A 16848-nucleotide genomic window follows, 5' to 3' on the forward strand; every position below is an offset into this window, starting at 1 on the left:
GTGCCGATGGACTGCTATGTTCTCCAACCGTCGGATCAGAGGTACTTTCAAGTGAGGTGAATCATGAAGAAGGCAGTTTTCACCACTGCGGCGTTGGCGATCGGTGCGGGTCTTGTGGGCGGTTCCGCTGTCGCGGCGTCGGCCGCCGTCGGCGGTTCGGGGCTCCCCAGCAGCCCCCTCGGGCTCATGTCCCCGACCAAGGTGACCCCTGCGGTCGTGCCGGCCGCCGATGTCGTGACGCGGCTCGCCCGTGACGGCGGGGTCGCCAAGGGCAGCGCGTTCGACAAGAACAGCACGAGCCCGGTGTCCGGCATCTACCTGGACGGCATGGACCCGGACGCGGCCAAGAAGCCCACGATTCCGGTGAAGAACCCGGCCGGCAGCGGCTCCGTTCAGGTCCGCCCGCTGAAGGCGCCGACCGCCGCCGGTCTCGGCACCCTGCTCCCCAACAAGTGACGGCCCGGCATCCTTACGAGTCGGCCGTACCGGCGAAGGCCGGACCCGGAATTCCACATCTCTGATCCGGTTCTCGGCGGCCGGAATTCGTCGGCAGGCCCGGACGCTGGATCCGGACCCGCAGTTCCAGCTCCGCGCGTGGCGGGCCCACGAGCCCACCGGCACCTGTGAACCCTGTCCGGCCCACCGGCCCTCCCCTCACCGGTGGGCCGGACGCATGTCGGCCGACAGGGCCGCCCGGAATCTATTCGGCAGGACCGGACGGGCATTTCCCGGAGCCCGCTCAGGAATGAGCGGAAAGCTGCGTCCGCCGCATGGCACACCACGTTGCGCCATCCGATGGAATCTGCCCATGTTTGAATGTTCCCACCGTGACTTATGCGTGCATATACGGGTTTCCTTTTCGTAAGCGTGCGCAACCGTGAATTCAGGAAGGAACCGAGTTGCCCAAGAAGTTCGCGGTCATCACGGCCCTCGCCCTCAGCACCGTCGTCAGCACCGCCGGCATCGCCTCCGCGGGCGGCTACGGCAACGGCGGCAGCAGCAACGGCACCAGCGGAACCACCACGACGGTCAAGGGCGGCAGCGGCTTCTCCGCGTCCCCCGTCGTCGTGAACGAGCCGCAGCAAGGCGTCCTCGTCGTCAACGGCACCGTTGTCGACGGCCGCTGCATCGCCCCGTGGTCCAACGGAGCCGTCCTCGGTGGCGTCGCGGCGCCGAACTCGCACTACGCCGCCTGCAACACGGAGAAGGTCGACCAGCAGCAGAAGTCGCCGTACATCGGCGGCCTCCTGTTCTGAGCACCGCTCCGAGCATGAGCAGGTGAATCCCCCAAAGCAGCCCCGAAAGGCGCATCCCATGCGTAACAAGGTTACGGCCATTTCCGCCCTCGCGGCGGGCATCGCCCTCGCGGCCGGCGGCACCGCCGCGGCCGACACCAACGTCACCCGGGTCGAGGGTGGCAGCGGCTTCTCGGCGTCCCCGGTCGTCGTGAACGCCCCGCAGCAGGGCCTTGTGATCGTCAATGGCACCGTGGCCGACCTCCGCTGTGTCGCCCCGTGGTCCAACGGAGCCGTCCTCGGTGGCGTCGCGGCGCCGAACTCGCACTACGCCGCCTGCAACACGGCGACGGTCGACCAGCAGCAGAAGGCCGTCTACAAGGGCGGACTGCTGTTCTGACTCCTGCTCCGAGTAATGCGGAGCAGGTAAACCCCCCCATCGCAGCCCGGAAAGGCTCAACTCATGCGCAATAAGGTTATGGCTGTTTCCGCCATTGCCGCAGGCATTGTCCTCGCGACCGGTGGCGCCGCCGCGGCCGACACCGAGACCACCACCGTCAAGGGCGGCAGCGGCTTCTCCGCTTCCCCGGTCGTCGTGAACGACCCGCAGCAGGGGCTTGCCATCGTGAACGGCACGCTCATCGACGGCCGTTGCATCGCGCCGTGGTCGAACGGTGCCGTCCTGGCCGCCACCATCGCGCCCAACTCGCACTACGCCGCGTGCAACACGGGCAAGGTCGACCAGCAGCAGAAGTCCCCGTACGTCGCGGGCCTCCTGTTCTGATCACCTCTTCGCCCGATGGCGGTCCGCCGGAGTCCCGGTGGGCCGCCATCGGCGTTCCCGGGTAGGTCCGGTCCCCGGGGTGCACCGGGCAAAAGCCATGGGCCCTGTCCGCCTCGGAGAGCGGACAGGGCCCACAGTCTTTTCGAGAGCGCCGGCAAGGAGGAAAGAGCGCCCATTCATAGGGACCAACGCGACCACCACCCCGCGGTCACCCTGAGTCGTCCGTTCGGCCCAATACGGCCGCCGAAAATCACACTCCGTCATCTCCGCGGGGCCGGACATGCCGAAGGGCCGGCTCCGAAGAATACGGAGCCGGCCCCGAGCACCGAGCCGATGAGCCGCGAACTCACCTGTTGAGCGGCAGTCCGCCGAGCAGCTGGCCGTCGACGGGGTTGGGCAGCGTCCCACCGAAGACGGGGGTCTTCACCATGCCCGAGTCCTGCACGCCGGTCTTCACCTTGTCCGCCGTGCGCTTCACGTTGTTGCCCACGTAGCCGGTCGGCAGCTTGGCGGCGGTGGGGAGGCTACGGGCGACCGTCTTACCGTTGTCGACGAGGCCCTGCCCCGACATGTCCACCGCGGAGGCGGGGACAGCGGCGCCGGCAATGGCAATCGAGCCGGCGACAACGGCAGCAGCCTTCAGGTTCTTCATCGTGTTCCTTTCCAGGTAAAACCGGTCCTCGTTCTCCCGGGCTAACGAGAGGGGGACCTCCCGGGAAACTCTGCCGCCTCAAGTTCCAGGAACTCATACGAAAAGACCCGTTGTGCCGACGGGGGCCGGCACAACGGGTCGGGAGTTCACGCGGCGGGCAGTTCGCGGTCGAGTTGCGTGGCGACCGAGACGTTCACGAGGGACTTGAGGACGTCGTCGGCGGCGGTCGCCGTGGCGGTGTCCGTCTCCTCCTGGGCCCCGAGGGACGTGAGCGCGCTCAGCAGGTCGCTGAGCGTCTTGCCGAGAGCCCCGAGGGCGTCCGACGTGAAGTTCGTGGTCTGAGAGGTCTCCTCAGTGGTCTCCACGGTCGACGTTCCGGCCGTGGCCTCGGCCGTGGCTTCAGCCGTGGTCCCGGTCGTGGCCTCCGAGGTTGCCGCCGCCGCCTCGGCGAGCGCCTCCTTCTTGGCCTCCGCCACCTCCTTCAGGGCCGCGTCGATCTCCTTCTGCGCCTCGGCCAAGGCGTCCTTCCTGGCCTGATCGGCCTCCTTGCGGGCCTGTTCGGCCTCCTTCATGGCCGCGTCGATCTCCTTCTGCGCCTCGGCGACGGCGTCCGCGAGTTCCTTCTCCTCCGCCTTCGTGAGCGGATCGTCGTCGGCGTCGAGCGCCCTGTTCAACAGCTGGGTCACGGGGGTCAGTACGGTGCCGAGGCCGGTCAGCGCCGGGGCCTGGTGCTCGGCCGCGGAGCGTGGGGAGTCGGGCGGGGCGGCGAGCGCGGGTGCGGCCGCCGTGCCCAGCAGGAGTGCCGCGCACAGGGCGGAGGTGGCCAGGTGCCGGGGGGTCGTCGAAAGCATGGAGTTCACCTCGAAGCGAGTTTTCGGATCGTGCGATCACCGTTAAACCCGCACGGCGCGCCCGCAACCGCTCGACGCTCCGAACAGACCATTCTGAAAACCACACCGGACGACGACTCCGAATGGGTGGTCCCTCGCGCGAAACAACCCGGCGAACGCCGCCGCTCCAACACTGTTGACCGGATTGAAGATAAATATGGATAAGTGGCTGGTACTGCTTATCTGCTGAACCCACGAAGCCGGTTGAAGCGCAGACCCTCTCGAACAGGCGCGGGATCTTATATCGGGAACGCGAGCCACACATCGTGTTACTGGTTCGGACTCATTTCTTCGGAAGGGCAGCCTCGGTCATGCGCATCGCGCCGCACATCCTGCATGTCGCCCAGCCCGTCGAGGGAGGTGTCGCGCGGGTCGTGACGGACCTGGCCGCGGCACAACTCACCGCGGGGCTGCGGGTGACCGTGGCCTGTCCGAGAGGCGGCACGCTGGCGTACGACGTACGCGCGCTGGGCTGCCGGGTCGTGCGCTGGGACGCCACCCGCTCGCCGGGGCTCCGCCTCCCGGGTGAGGTGCGGCGGCTGGCGCGGCTGGTGCACAACGTGCGGCCGGACCTGGTGCACGCGCACAGCGCGAAGGCCGGACTCGCCGCCCGGCTCGCGGTGCGCGGCGCCCTGCCCACCGTGTTCCAGCCGCACGCCTGGTCGTTCGAGGCCGCCGACGGGTCCGTCGCCCGGCTGGCGCTGGCCTGGGAGCGGTTCGGGGCGCGCTGGGCGAAGCGGGTGCTGTGCGTGAGCGAGGCCGAGCGGCGCACCGGATACCGGGCCGGCATCTCCGCCCGCTGGCAGGTGGTCCCCAACGGCGTCGACACCGACCGGTTCCGGCCGGAGGGCGACAGCGCACGGTCCGGGGCCGGGCCGCTCGTGGTGTGCGTGGGACGGCTGTGCCGCCAGAAGGGTCAGGACGTGCTGCTGCGGGCCTGGCCCGAGGTGGAGCGGCAGGTGCCCGGGGCACGGCTGGTGCTCGTCGGTGACGGGCCGGACGCGGGGCGGCTGCGCGCTTCGGCGCCCGCGTCGGTCCGGTTCGCCGGCGGTACGCCGGACGTCGCCGGCTGGTACCGGACCGCCGATGTCGTGGTCCTGCCGTCCCGCTGGGAGGGCATGGCGCTCGCGCCGCTGGAGGCCATGGCGTGCGGCCGGCCGGTCGTCGTCACGGACGTGGACGGGGCCGCCGAGAGCCTGCCGCCCGCCCTTCGGCCGGACTGTCTGGTGCCGGCGGAGGACCACGGGGCGCTGGCGCGGGCGCTCACGGCACTGCTGCGGGACGAGCCGCTGCGCTCGGCACTCGGCGCGCAGGGCCGCTCCCACGTGCTCCACGCGCACGATCTGCGGCAGACCACGGACGCGGTGACCGACGTGTACCGCGAGTTGCTCGGTCTCACCACCGCGCAGATCTCCGGATCCGACGAGGGCAGAAAGTGCATCACCACATGACCGCGGAAAGTACTGTCGCCTCGCCCGCGGGGCCGCAGGCCCCCCGGGGCGCCGTGTCCGTCTTCGCCCCGCGCGGCCAGGCCGCCGGACGCCGGGGCGGCGCCGGGCGGGGCCCGCGCCGTCCGCGCCCGGCCGCCCGCAGCTTCCGTACCCCGCTGTGGCCGGCCGACGGCGGCGCGGCCCTGCTGGGAGTTCTGGTCCTGCCGGCGCCGCACAGATACCCGCTGGTCGTCGCCCTGCTCGTGCTCGGTGTGCTGTGGCTGAACCGGCGGGGCTCCCTGTACGACACCTCCGCCGTCACCGGCGTACTCGACGAACTGCCCGCGGTCTGCGGCCGGATCGCCGTCGGCTGGGCCGCCGTGGTGGCGCTGTCCCCGCTGCGGTCGGCCCCGGTGGCCGTGCTGGCCGGCGCCGTCGCCGTGCACTGCGCGGCCGCCTGCGCCGGGCGCGGGGCGGTGCACGCGCTGCGGCGGCGGGCGATGCGGCTGCGGCCCAGTCCGGCCCTGGTGGTCGGCCCGCTCCCGGCGGCACGGCGGGTCTCGGCGGCGCTGCTGCGCCAACCGGCGTGCGGGGTACGGCCGGTGGGCCTCGTCGACGACGACCCGGAGGTCCTCGGCGACGCCGACGAGGAGCTGGGGCTGCCGGTGCTGACGACCGCGCTGGAGGCGCGGCGGGCGCTCGTGCGGAACGGGGTGCGCACGGTCCTGGTGGTGGGGGCCGCGACCCGGGTGGAGAAGGCGGCCGTACTGCGGGCGCTGGCCGCGCACGGCTGCGCGCTGTGGGAGCTGGACGCGGACGGACCGTCGTACGGCACGGGCGGCCAGCGGCCGGGGGCCGGTCATCTGGCCGGGTTCTCCCGGAGGTTGCTGCGGCCGCAGGGCGCGCGGCGGCACGGCAGCCTGGGCAAGCGGGCGCTCGACGTGCTGTTCTCCGGCGCGCTGCTGGTGCTGGCCGCGCCGGTCCTGCTGACCTGCGCGCTGGTGCTGCGGGTCATGGACGGGCCGGGCGTGGTGTTCCGGCAGGAGCGGATCGGCAAGGACGGGCGGCCGTTCACGATGCTGAAGCTGCGCACCCACCGGCCGGCCAGCGCGCACGAGGCGGCGACCCGCTGGAGCGTGGCGAACGAGCAGGACATGAGCCGCTTCTGCCACTTCCTGCGCCGCACCTCGCTGGACGAGCTGCTCCAGCTGTGGAACGTCTTCCGCGGCGACATGAGCCTGGTCGGCCCCCGGCCCGAACGGCCCTTCTTCGTCGCCGAGTTCAGCCAGGCCCACCCCGGCTACCCGGCCCGCCACCGGATGCGGACCGGGATCACCGGACTTGCGCAGATCAACGGGCTGCGTGGTGACACCTCGATCGAGGACCGGTGCCGCTACGACAACGCCTACATCGACAACTGGTCGCTGTGGCAGGACATCTGCATCCTGCTGCGCACGGCGGCCCAGTTCGTACGGCCGACGGGGAGCTGAGCACCGGTGAGCACGTCCACAACGCCCCCCGCCCGTACGGCGCTCGAGCTGTCGCCGTCCGTGCGGCGCGCGGTCCGCTCGCTGCGGCCGGTTCAGTCCGTGCTGCCGGTCGTGGCGGTCGTCGCCCTGCTGGGGCTGTCGGTCGTGCCGGGCAGTTCCGCCACTCCGGCCGACGCCGCCTCCGCGCTCGTCGTGCTGTGGGCCGTCGTCGACACCGTGCTGCGGGCGCGGCGACCGCTGACGCGCACGGCGGCCCTCGTGTTCGGGCTGCCGGTCCTGGGCATCACGGTCGCCGCGGCGGGCGCGGTGACCGCCGCCGACGCGGTCACCGGACTGGCCCGGTATCTCCAGGTGTTCGTGCTCTTTCCGGTCGCCGTGATGCTGCTGGTGCGCGACCGGCGGGGGGCCCGGCTGCTGCTGTGGTCGCTGGTCGGACTCGCCCTGTGGCAGGGGGCGATCGGCGTGAAGCAGTACCTCACCGGGACCGGGGCGTCGTATCAGGGGGCCTTCATCCGGGCGGTGGGCACGTTCGGGCCGTCCGACGTGATGGGCATGGCCACCGTCGTCGCGCTCGGCGCGGTGGCCGCGACCGGGCTCGCGCTCGCGGCGCGGGAGTGGCGGCAGCAGCTGGTGGCGACCGCGTGCGCGCTGGTCCTGCTGGTGCCGCTCGCGCTGTCCTTCAGCCGGGGCGCCTGGATCGCGACGGCGCTGACCTGCGGGGTCCAGCTGCTGATGGCGGGGGTGCGGCGGGCGGCGAAGGTGCTCGCGGCGGCCGTCGCGGCGTCGGTGCTGCTGGTCGGCGGGCTCGGCGTGGGCGCGACGGCGTTGCAGGAGCGGCTGACCAGCATCACGCAGGTCACCGACGCGCCGGACCAGTCGGTGGTCGACCGGTACACCATGTGGGCGGCGGCGGCCGGGATGTGGCGCGAGCACCCGGTGGCCGGCGTGGGCCTGAAGGCGTTCCCGGCGTACCGGGACGGCCATGCCTCGCTCGCGCTGTCCTCGGGCAGCGACACGGAGGGGGCGGGCCAGGCCTACCGGCGTCAGCCGCTGCTTTCCCCGCACAACATGTATCTGCTGATCCTGAGCGAGCAGGGCATGCTGGGCCTGGTCACGGTCGCGGGCAGCTGGCTGGCGCTGCTCGTGTGCGTGCTGCGCCGGCTGCGGCGCGGGGGCGGGCGGGCCCGGGACTGCGCGCTGCCGGTCTGCGGGCTGCTGCTGTGGCAGCTCGTCAACTTCCTGTACGCCGACATCGGCGGCCCCTCCACGGTCCTGACGGCCATCAGCTTCGGCCTCGCCGCCTGGTGGGGGCTGGCCCGCAGCGAGCCCGCGGTCCCGGTCCCGACGCCGGTCCCGGACACGGCCCCGGAAGCGACGCCGGCCGCGGCGGCGGGAGCGCGATGAGCCCCGGCCCGGCGACACCCGGCGACGCCCTCGCCCACGCGCCCGACCCGACCGCTGACGTCAGGCCCGACGGCACCGCCACCACACACCCGACCGACGACGTCAGGACCCACAGCACCGCCACCACACACCCGACCGCTGACGCGAGGGCCCACCGCACCGCTGTCACACTCCTGACCGACGACGTGAGGGCCCGGGTCCGCGCCCCCCGACCCGCCGAGGAGGTTCCCGACCTCACCGCCGCCGCGAACGGGCTGCCCGCCCTTCAGGGCGGATCCGATCGGACGGCCGCCGCTCTCCCGGCCACCGCCGGGACGTCCCGGGCGCGCTCCGTCACGTCCCCTCGCCCGCCCGCCGCTTCGCCCCGGCCCCCGAGGCCCCGTCGGCCCGGTGCCCCCACCCGGCGCTTCCTCGCCCGGGCGACCCTGCTGTCCGCCGCGCTGTCGATGGCCGGGGCCCTGCTCGGGCTCGGGCGGGACCAGGCGCTGGCGCATCTCTTCGGTGCCGGTGCGGAGAGCGACGCGTTCCTGGTGGCCTGGACGGTGCCGGAGATGGCGTCCACGCTGCTGATCGAGGACGGCATGGCGTTCGTGCTGGTGCCGGCGTTCAGCGTGGCGCTGGCGCGCCGGGCGGCGCAGGGGCCGGACACCCCCGACCCCGTCCGGGCGCTGGTCGCCTCCTCACTGCCGCGCCTGTGCCTGACCCTCGCCGGTGCCGCTGCCCTGCTCGCGGCGGGCGCCCCGCTGCTGGTCTCCCTCCTCGCGCCCGGCCTCGCCGACCCGGCGCTGGCCGTGTCCTGCACCCGGCTCACCGCGACCTGCGCGCTGAGCTTCGGACTGGCCGGCTACTTCAGCGCCGCCCTGCGCGCCCACCGCAGCTATCTCGCGCCGGGCGCCATCTACATCGCCTACAACCTCGCGATCATCACCGCGATGTTCGCCCTCGGCGCGCGCTGGGGCGTCCAGGCCGCCGCGCTTGGTGTCGCGCTCGGCGGGTGCCTCATGGCGGTCGTCCAGGTGCCGCCGCTGTGGCGGCGTCTCGCGCGGCGGCCGGACCGGGTGGACGTACAGGCGTCCCCGCCCGAGGGGGACGGCGGCCGGGCCGTGGCGTTCGGACTGGTCTGCGCGGTGCTGCTGTTCGCGCTGTGCCGGCAGTCGCAGGTCCTCATCGAGCGGTACTTCGCCTCCGGGCTGCCCGCCGGGTCGATCTCGCATCTCAACTACGCCCAGAAGGTCGCCCAGTTGCCGATGTCGCTGTCGATGATGGTGTGCGTCGTCACCTTCCCGGTGGTGGCGCGGGCCCTCGCCGAGGGCGACACCCGGCGGGCGACGGAGCGGGTGGAGCGGGATCTGGCGCTGATGGCCTGCCTGGTGCTGGCCGGCGCCGCCGTCGTCGTGGCCGGGGCGCCGCAGATCGTCCAACTGCTGTTCCAGCGCGGCGCGTTCACCGCGCAGGACACCGCCGCCACCGCGGCCGTCATGCGGGTGTACGCACTCGGGCTGCTCGGGCAGACGCTGGTGGGGGCGCTCGTGCGGTCGTACTTCTCCACGGGCCGCACCACCTGGTACCCGCTGGGCGCGATGAGCGCGGGCGCGCTTGTGACCGCCGGGGCCGGCCTGTGGGCCGTGCACCCCTGGGGCGCGCGCGGCATCGCCGCCGCCAACGCCGCCGGCATCACCCTCACCGCCCTGCTCCTGCTGCTCGGGCTGGGGCCGCGTGCCGTGCCCGTGAGCGTGCGGCGGGTCGTCGCCGAACTGTCCCGGCCGGTGCGCGCCGCCGTCTGCGCCACCGGCGCCGGGCTGCTGTGCGCGCGGCAGTTCGACTCCCCCGCGGCCGCCGTCGCCGCCTGCTGTCTGAGCGTGACCGTCGTCTTCCTGCTGCTGGCCCGGGTCCTCGACGCGTCCGGCGCCCGCTCCCTCCTGCTGCCCGTCACGCAATCCGTCCGTAGCTCCGTCACACGAAGGCTCCGCCATGGTCGCTGACATCACGGCCGCGCCACCCGCGGCCGAACCCCTCCCCGCCCCGGACACGGAGGGACGCCCGAACCGGCGGCCCGCCGCCTGGGTGGCCATGTACCACTCCGTCTCGAACTGCCCGGAGGACCCGTACGACATCACCGTCACCCCCGGGCGTCTGGAGCGGCAGTTCGCCTGGATGGCCGCCCGCGGCCTGCGCGGGGTGAGCGTGCGGGAACTGCTCGACGCGCGCTCCCTCGGCCTGGAGCGCGGCCTGGTGGGGCTCACCTTCGACGACGGGTACACCGACTTCGTCACCACCGCCCTGCCCGTGCTGCACCGCTGGGGCTTCACCGCGACCGTGTTCGCGCTGCCGGGGCTGCTCGGCGGCGAGAACTCCTGGGAGCAGAGCGGCCCGCGCAAGGCCCTGCTCGACGAGGACGGCATCCGCTTCGCCGTGGACGCGGGGATGGAGATCGCCTCGCACGGCCTGACCCACATCGACCTGACCCGGGCCCACGACGACGAACTGCACCTCGAGGTCGAGGAGAGCCGCTACCGGCTCGCGCACATCACCGGCGAGGACGTCGAGGGCTTCTGCTACCCGTACGGCCACCTCGACGAGCGGGCCGTCGACGCCGTACGCCGCGCCGGGTACCGCTACGGCTGCGCGATCACCCCCGGCCCCGCCGACGCCGGCGACTTCGCGCTGCCCCGCATCCACATCGGCGAGGCGGACTCCTCGATCCGGCTGGAGCTGAAGCGCCGGCTGGCCTGGGTCTACGGCCGGGCACTGGAGTCGGTGTGAAGGCCCTGCACGTCATCACCGGCCTCGGTGTCGGCGGCGCCGAGCAGCAGCTGCGGCTGCTGCTGCGGCATCTGCCCGCGCAGTGCGACGTGGTGACCCTGACCAACCCGGGCCCGGTCGCCGAGGGGCTGGCCGCCGACGGGGTGAGCGTCACCCACCTCGGCATGACCGGCAACCGTGACCTGGCCGCGCTGCCCCGCCTGACCCGGCTGATCCGCGGCGGCGGCTACGACCTGGTGCACACGCACCTGTACCGGGCCTGTCTGTACGGCCGGATCGCGGCCCGGCTCGCGAAGGTCCGCACCGTCGTCGCCACCGAGCACTCGATCGGCGCGACCCGGCTGGAGGGCCGCCCGCACACCGCGGGCCTGCGCGGGCTCTACCTGGCCGGCGAACGCCTCGGCCACACCACGGTGGCCGTCTCCCCGACGGTGGCCGAACGGCTGCGGCACTGGGGCGTGCCCGGGCAGCGCATCCGTGTCATCCCGAACGGCATCGACGCGGCCCGCTTCCGCTACGACGCGGCGCGCCGCACCGAGGCCCGGACGTTCCTCGGGCTGCCCGAGGGCGCGTTCGTGGTCGGCGGGGTGGGGCGCATGGCGCCGGGCAAGCGTTTCGACCTGCTGGTGCGGGCGCTGGCGCTGCTGCCCGGCGACGTATGGCTGTTGCTGGTCGGCGGCGGGCCGGAGGAGGACGTGCTGCGGCGCACCGCGCGGGACCTGGGCGTCTCGAACCGGGTCCTGATGACGGGTGAGCGGCCCTGTCTGCCCGACCCGCGCGACGAGGCGCCCGACCTGGTCGACCTGCTGTCCGCGATGGACGTGCTCGCCTCGCCGTCACCGGAGGAGTCCTTCGGGCTGGCCGTGGTGGAGGCGCTGGCGGCCGGTCTGCCCGTGCTGTACGCGAGCTGCCCGGCCGTGGAGGACCTGCCGCCGGGCGCGGCGCCCGGGGCGCGGCGGATCACGGGCGGCGCCGGGGCGTACGCGCGCGAACTGCTGCGGCTGCGGGCGGCGGGACCGGGCGAACGCCGTGCCCCGGACGCCGTGCGCCACTACGACATCGCGGCCACCGCACGACAGCTGATGGATCTGTACACGGCCGCTCTGTCCGGCTCGAACCTGGAAGTGAGTTCCTCATGACAGACAACCCCGCTGGGCGTGACCAGCTCTTCGACCGTACGCGGATGCGGCGGCTGCCGTCGTGGTGGTGGCTGCCGGCCGGCGCGCTGATCGGTGTCGTCGCCGGTGGCGCCTACGGCCAGCTGCGGCCGCCGCAGTACACGGCGACGAGTTCCGTCGTCGCCGTGCCCAACGGCAGGACCGACGCCGACTGCACCGACGCGCTCGGTTTCGCGCAGGCGTACGGCCGGGTGGCCAAGCAGCTCGCGGTGCTCGGCGACGCGCAGGTGTGGGCGGGTGTGCCGGCCTCCACGCTGCGCGAGAGCGTCGACGTCGCGACCTCCCCGGACGCGCCGATGGTCGCGGTCTCGGCGACCTCGACGAGCCCCGGTCAGGCGGTGGACATGGCCAACGCCGTGTCGCGTGCGCTGCTGACGCAGGCGGACCACACCAAGGAGGACACCGGCATCAAGCTGGAGCGCCTGTCCCGTGCCGCGCGGCCCACCGAGCCGTCGTCCGCCTCGCCCGCGCTGACCGCGCTCGTGGGCGCGAGCGCCGGCGGTCTGCTGGGCGGCCTCTCGCTGCTGGTCCGGCCGCGGCGGACCGAGGACGACGACGACCCGGGCCGGGCGTCGGTGCCCGGTCCGGCCAACGCCGCCGACGCCCACGGAACGCTCGGGTGACGCCGTCCGGCCGCGCGCTCTCGGTGGAGGTGTGCACCGAGGAGCGCGCGTTCGCGGAGCTGGCCGGGGAGTGGACGCGGCTGTACCGGGCGTGCCCGTCGGCGACGCCGTTCCAGAGCCATGCCTGGCTGCACTCGTGGTGGCTGTCGTACGGCACTGCGGGCCGGCTGCGGCTGGTCCTGGTGCGCAGGGGCGGTGAGCTGGTGGCGGCGGCTCCGATGATGCGGGTGCACCATCCGCTGCCGGCGCTGGTGCCGATCGGCGGGGCCATCACCGACCTGTGCGATGTGCTCATCGACGAGGCGGTGGCCGCGCCGGCCGCCGGGGCGCTCGCCGGCGCGCTGGGTGAGCTGGCCCGTACGGCACTGGTCGACTTCCGTGAGGTGCGGCCGGGCGGCGCGATGGAGAAGGTCTACCTGTGCTGGCGCGGTCCGCGGCACCGGGTGCGCGACTCCCTGTGCCTGGAGCTGCCCGCGATGCCCATGGCGGAGCTGGTCGGACGGTTGCCGACGGGACGTGCCCGGCGGATCCGCAGCAAGATCAACCAGCTCGGCCGGATCGGTGTCGAGTCGCGTTTCGTGGAGCCCGAGGAGACCGGGGCCGCGCTCAACCGGCTCCTCGCACTGCACCGGCTCCAGTGGGAGGGCCGGCAGGTGTCGACCGAGCACCTGCGGCCGCGGTTCCTGGAGCATCTGGTGCGGGCGGCGGCTCCGCTCACCCGGACCGGTGAGGCCGCGACGTCGGAGTTCCGGCTCGACGGCTCGGTGGTGGCGGTCAACATCACGCTGCTGTCGGGGGCGTTGGCGGGGATGTACATGTACGGCTTCCATCCGCAGCTGCGGCAGCGCCGGGTGGACGTGGCGACGATGCTGCTGCAGGCGTCCGCCGACCATGCGGCCACCGACGGGCGCCGGTCGCTGAGCCTGCTGCGCGGCGACGAGCCCTACAAGTACCGCTGGTGCCCCGAGACGGTCGTCAACCAGCGTTTCCTGCTGGCGCGGCGGCGCACCCTGCCGCTGCTGGCGGCGGCGGCCGCCGAGGACGCCGCCCGGCGCCGGGCGAAGAAGGTCCTGCGCGGGGACTCCGCGGCAGCGGTCACCGACGGCGCTCCGCCGGCCGAGGACACACGGTGAGCGAGTCGCCGATCCGGTGCTTCAGCCACTTCTCCAGGTCCACCGGTGTGCACTGCGGCAGCTCGGAGGGCAGGGCTGCCGGGGTCGCCTGCTTCGCCGGTTGGCGTGCCGGCTTCGCGTCCGTGTCCGGCTCGGCGGGGACCGACGGTCCCGGCTTCGGCCGCGGCAGATAGGGGGTGGACAGCAGCACGCGGTACAGGGCGGAGGCACGGGGGTTGTCGGAGCACAGCCAGACGCCGTGCGGGCAGTAGTCGGTGATGGTGTTGTACAGCGGCTTGTGCTCGTCCATCCAGGCGAGCATGCGCAGCATGTACCTGATGTTGTCGCCGTTGCGGAACAGGCCCCACTCGGGATACGAGATCGGCTTGCCGTGCTTGCGCGCGAAGTCCACGTGGTGCCGCAGGCCGTAGGGCTCGGAGACCTGCTCGTCGAAGCCGAGCCCCTGCGGCTGGTCGTAGGCGTCCATGCCGATGATGTCGACGACGTCGTCGCCGGGGTAGCACTCGGGCCAGGGGATCGCGTCCATGCCGCGGCTCGGGGCGAAGTCGAAGCGGAACCTCTGCCCCTCGACCGAGCGCATGACCTTCACGACGCGCCGCCAGTACTGCTTCCAGCTGTCCGGGTCGGGGCCGCAGCGGTGGGTGTAGGTGATGCCGTTCATCTCCCAGCCGAGCACGATGACGGTGTCCGGAACGCCGAGGGCGACCAGCCGCTCGGCCAGCACGTCGAAGTGCTCGTCGAAGGCGCCGGCCGCGGCCCGCCGCAGCAGTCTGCGTACGGTCCTGTCCGGGAGGTGCGCCTCGTTGCGTTCCATCATCGGCACGTTCAGCACGAGCATCCGGTCGGCCTTGGCGCGCCGCCACTTCGCCCAGCTGTCGAGGAAGCCGTGCGCGCCCTCGATGTTGTCCCACAGGTCGCCCGGCAGGTAGGTGTGCCCCACGCGCGGCTCCTGGCCGCCCAGCCAGCGGCTGAGCTCCTGCATGCGCCGGACGCCGGTGGGGCCGTAGTGCAGGAAGGCGCCGAAGGCGGGGCTGCGCGGGGGCGCTCCCTGGGGTGAGTGGGCGCCGCCGGGGGGTGCCGGGGACGCGGTGGGCGCGGGGCGGCGCGGTTCGGGCCGGGAGGTGGCGTCGGCCGCGAGGGCGGTGCCGGGCGCGAGGGCCGCCGAGGCGACCACGGAGGCGGTGAGGAACGCCAGCCCTCTGGGGGCGGACCTGCGACGGTCGGGGGCCATACGTCCTCCTCGGGCGCTCGGGTGCGCTCCGGTGCGCTCCTCTCACTTAGTGATAGGTAGTCACATCCACGTCGGCCGCACCATCGGAGTGCGGCCGAACGGGCCGTCAGCTGCCGTACAGCGTCTCGATCTCGGCGGCGTACGCCGTGGTCACCGCGTGCCGTCTGACCTTCAGGGACGGGGTGAGCATGCCGTTGTCCTCGCTGAACTCGCCCTCGACCAGGACGAACGCGCGGATCGACTCGGCCCGGGAGACGGCCTTGTTGGCGTAGTCGACGGCCTTCTGGACGTCGGCGCGCATCCGGGGGTCGCCGATCACCTGGGACAGCGGGGTGTCCGCGGGCATCTTGCGGACGGCGAGCCAGTGTGTGAGGGCTTCCGGGTCGAGGGTGATGAGGGCGCCGATGAAGGGCCGGTTGTCGCCGACGACGAGGCACTGCCCGACCGGCGCGCGGCTGCGCAGCCGGTCCTCCAGCACGGCCGGGGAGACGTTCTTGCCGCCGGAGGTGACGAGGATGTCCTTCTTGCGTCCGGTGATGGTGAGGTAGCCGTCCTCGTCGAGGGCGCCGAGGTCGCCGGTGGCGAACCAGTCGTCCCGCAGGACGGCGTCGGTGGCGGCGGGGTTGTTCCAGTACGAGCCGAAGACGATGCCGCCCTTGATGAGGACCTCCCCGTCGTCGGCGATCCGCACGGCCGTGCCGGGCACGGGCCGGCCGACGGTGCCCGGGCGGGGCTTCAGGGGCGGGACGATGGTGGCGGCGGCCGTCGTCTCGGTCAGGCCGTAGCCCTCGTAGACGAGGATGCCGGCGGCGTAGAAGAACAGGTTGAGGTTGCGGTCCAGCGGGGAGCCGCCGCTGATGGCGTAGCTCATACGGCCGCCGAGCTCCTTGCGGACGCGGCGGTAGACCAGCAGGTCGTACAGGGCCCAGGCGGCGTACAGGCCGGGGCCCTTGCCGGTGCCGAGGAACTTGTGCAGGTAGGCCTCGCCGAAGCGGACGGCGACGCGGTCGGCGCGGTCGAAGGAGGCGGCGCGGCCCAGCTTCTCGGCGGTGGCGCGGCCGGTGTCGTGGATCTTCTCGAAGAGGTACGGGACACCGACGAGGAAGGTGGGGCGGAACTCCTTCAGCGCCGGGCGGAGTTCGTCGGGCTTGATGCTCGGGCAGTGGCCGATCTCGATGCGGGCCATCAGGCAGGCGATCTGGAGGCTGCGGCCGAGGATGTGGGCGAGGGGCAGGAACAGCAGGGTGGAGGCGGTCCGGCGGGTGACCTCCTTGAAGATCGGGTGCAGCAGTTCGACGGTGTTGGCGGCCTCCGCGTGGAGGTTGGCGTGGGTGAGGACGCAGCCCTTGGGCCGCCCGGTGGTCCCGGAGGTGTAGCAGACGGTCGCGACGGTGTCGGGGGTGAGAGCGGCACGGCGTGCGGTGACCTCCTCGTCGGGCAGGTTCCGTCCGAGGGCGGTGAGGGCGCCGAGGGCGTCCTCACCGTCCAACTGCCATACCCGCGGCCGCTGTTCATGGCCCGCCGTGCCGGCCGCGACCGTCTCGGTGTTCTCCTTCGTCTCCGTGACGACATGGCGTGCGCCCGAGTCGCGGACGATCCACTCGACCTGGTCGGCGGAGGAGGTGGCGTAGACGGGGACGGTCTGGCCGCCGGCGGCCCAGATGGCGAAGTCCAGGACCGTCCACTCGTAGCGGGTGCGTGACATCACGGCCACCCGGCCGCCGGGTTCGAGCCCGGCGGCGATCAGTCCCTTGGCGACGGCGGTGACGTCCCGGGCGAAGGCCGTGGCGGTGACGGGACGCCAGGTCGGGTCACCGTCCTGCCTGCGGCGCAGGACGACGGCGTCGGGGGCCTCGGCGGCGTTGACGTACGGGAGGTCGGCGGTGGTGCCGGAGCCCGGCGGCGGGGCGAGCGGCGGGGTACGGGCCTCCCTGACGACGCCCTGCTCGTCCTTGACGATCTCGACCCCGGCGCGCGCCATCAGATCGCTCCGCCGCTTCGCCCGCTTCAGATCCTTGCGTACGCCCATGCCGGC

The 16848-nt window shown here is 73.1% G+C and carries 16 protein-coding genes; 12 read left to right on the forward strand and 4 right to left on the reverse strand.

Going from position 1 to position 16848, the window contains the following annotated elements:
* The first annotated feature begins 63 nt into the window (after window positions 1-63).
* From ACGFW6_RS38735 to ACGFW6_RS38750, 4 genes are all read left to right on the forward strand, one after another.
* Window positions 64-456 (forward strand): hypothetical protein, encoded by a 393-nt coding sequence (locus ACGFW6_RS38735; protein WP_393520916.1) that lies wholly within the window; start codon window positions 64-66, stop codon window positions 454-456.
* 443 nt (window positions 457-899) lie between these two features.
* The gene (locus ACGFW6_RS38740; RefSeq protein WP_393520918.1) at window positions 900-1256 is read left to right on the forward strand and encodes a hypothetical protein; all 357 of its coding nucleotides are present in this window, start codon (window positions 900-902) and stop codon (window positions 1254-1256) included.
* 58 nt (window positions 1257-1314) lie between these two features.
* Entirely contained in the window at window positions 1315-1635 is a 321-nt protein-coding gene (locus ACGFW6_RS38745) for a hypothetical protein (RefSeq protein ID WP_393520920.1), read from the forward strand.
* 63 nt (window positions 1636-1698) lie between these two features.
* Window positions 1699-2019, forward strand: coding sequence for a hypothetical protein (locus ACGFW6_RS38750; protein ID WP_393520922.1), 321 nt, complete (start codon window positions 1699-1701; stop codon window positions 2017-2019).
* A gap of 346 nt (window positions 2020-2365) precedes the next feature.
* Here ACGFW6_RS38750 and ACGFW6_RS38755 read toward each other — a convergent pair whose 3' ends face one another.
* Entirely contained in the window at window positions 2366-2671 is a 306-nt protein-coding gene (locus tag ACGFW6_RS38755; RefSeq protein ID WP_393520924.1) for a hypothetical protein, read from the reverse strand.
* A gap of 146 nt (window positions 2672-2817) precedes the next feature.
* Window positions 2818-3522 carry a hypothetical protein gene (locus tag ACGFW6_RS38760; RefSeq protein ID WP_393520926.1) on the reverse strand — a complete coding sequence of 235 codons (705 nt, stop codon included), beginning with the start codon at window positions 3520-3522 and terminating at the stop codon, window positions 2818-2820.
* 350 nt (window positions 3523-3872) lie between these two features.
* Between ACGFW6_RS38760 and ACGFW6_RS38765 the strand changes: the two genes are divergently transcribed.
* From ACGFW6_RS38765 to ACGFW6_RS38800, 8 genes are read left to right on the forward strand one after another with little or no spacing between them, the layout of a single operon-like run.
* Window positions 3873-5012 carry a glycosyltransferase gene (locus tag ACGFW6_RS38765; protein ID WP_393520928.1) on the forward strand — a complete coding sequence of 380 codons (1140 nt, stop codon included), beginning with the start codon at window positions 3873-3875 and terminating at the stop codon, window positions 5010-5012.
* Window positions 5009-6481, forward strand: a complete 1473-nt coding sequence (locus ACGFW6_RS38770) for an exopolysaccharide biosynthesis polyprenyl glycosylphosphotransferase (protein ID WP_393520930.1) — start codon at window positions 5009-5011, stop codon at window positions 6479-6481. The genes ACGFW6_RS38765 and ACGFW6_RS38770 overlap by 4 nt, the downstream gene beginning before the upstream one ends.
* 6 nt (window positions 6482-6487) lie before the next feature.
* Window positions 6488-7885 carry an O-antigen ligase family protein gene (locus tag ACGFW6_RS38775; RefSeq protein ID WP_393520932.1) on the forward strand — a complete coding sequence of 466 codons (1398 nt, stop codon included), beginning with the start codon at window positions 6488-6490 and terminating at the stop codon, window positions 7883-7885.
* Window positions 7882-9867, forward strand: coding sequence for a lipid II flippase MurJ (locus tag ACGFW6_RS38780; protein WP_393520934.1), 1986 nt, complete (start codon window positions 7882-7884; stop codon window positions 9865-9867). The genes ACGFW6_RS38775 and ACGFW6_RS38780 overlap by 4 nt, the downstream gene beginning before the upstream one ends.
* A complete protein-coding gene (locus tag ACGFW6_RS38785) occupies window positions 9857-10648 on the forward strand; it encodes a polysaccharide deacetylase family protein (RefSeq protein ID WP_393520936.1) in 792 nt (263 codons plus the stop codon). Before ACGFW6_RS38780 ends, ACGFW6_RS38785 begins: the two co-directional genes overlap by 11 nt.
* Window positions 10645-11787: a glycosyltransferase gene (locus tag ACGFW6_RS38790; RefSeq protein ID WP_393520938.1), complete on the forward strand. Its 1143-nt coding sequence runs from the start codon at window positions 10645-10647 to the stop codon at window positions 11785-11787. The genes ACGFW6_RS38785 and ACGFW6_RS38790 overlap by 4 nt, the downstream gene beginning before the upstream one ends.
* The gene (locus ACGFW6_RS38795) at window positions 11784-12449 is read left to right on the forward strand and encodes a lipopolysaccharide biosynthesis protein (protein ID WP_393520940.1); all 666 of its coding nucleotides are present in this window, start codon (window positions 11784-11786) and stop codon (window positions 12447-12449) included. The genes ACGFW6_RS38790 and ACGFW6_RS38795 overlap by 4 nt, the downstream gene beginning before the upstream one ends.
* The gene (locus ACGFW6_RS38800) at window positions 12446-13582 is read left to right on the forward strand and encodes a GNAT family N-acetyltransferase (protein WP_393520942.1); all 1137 of its coding nucleotides are present in this window, start codon (window positions 12446-12448) and stop codon (window positions 13580-13582) included. Before ACGFW6_RS38795 ends, ACGFW6_RS38800 begins: the two co-directional genes overlap by 4 nt.
* Here ACGFW6_RS38800 and ACGFW6_RS38805 read toward each other — a convergent pair.
* Window positions 13545-14813, reverse strand: a complete 1269-nt coding sequence (locus tag ACGFW6_RS38805) for a glycoside hydrolase family 26 protein (RefSeq protein ID WP_393520944.1) — start codon at window positions 14811-14813, stop codon at window positions 13545-13547. The genes ACGFW6_RS38800 and ACGFW6_RS38805 overlap by 38 nt on opposite strands.
* A gap of 106 nt (window positions 14814-14919) precedes the next feature.
* Window positions 14920-16842 (reverse strand): AMP-dependent synthetase/ligase, encoded by a 1923-nt coding sequence (locus ACGFW6_RS38810; protein ID WP_393520946.1) that lies wholly within the window; start codon window positions 16840-16842, stop codon window positions 14920-14922.
* Window positions 16843-16848 lie beyond the last annotated feature (6 nt).

The sequence above is a fragment of the Streptomyces sp. Y7 genome, from assembly GCF_043195415.1.
Classification (GTDB): Bacteria; Actinomycetota; Actinomycetes; order Streptomycetales; family Streptomycetaceae; genus Streptomyces.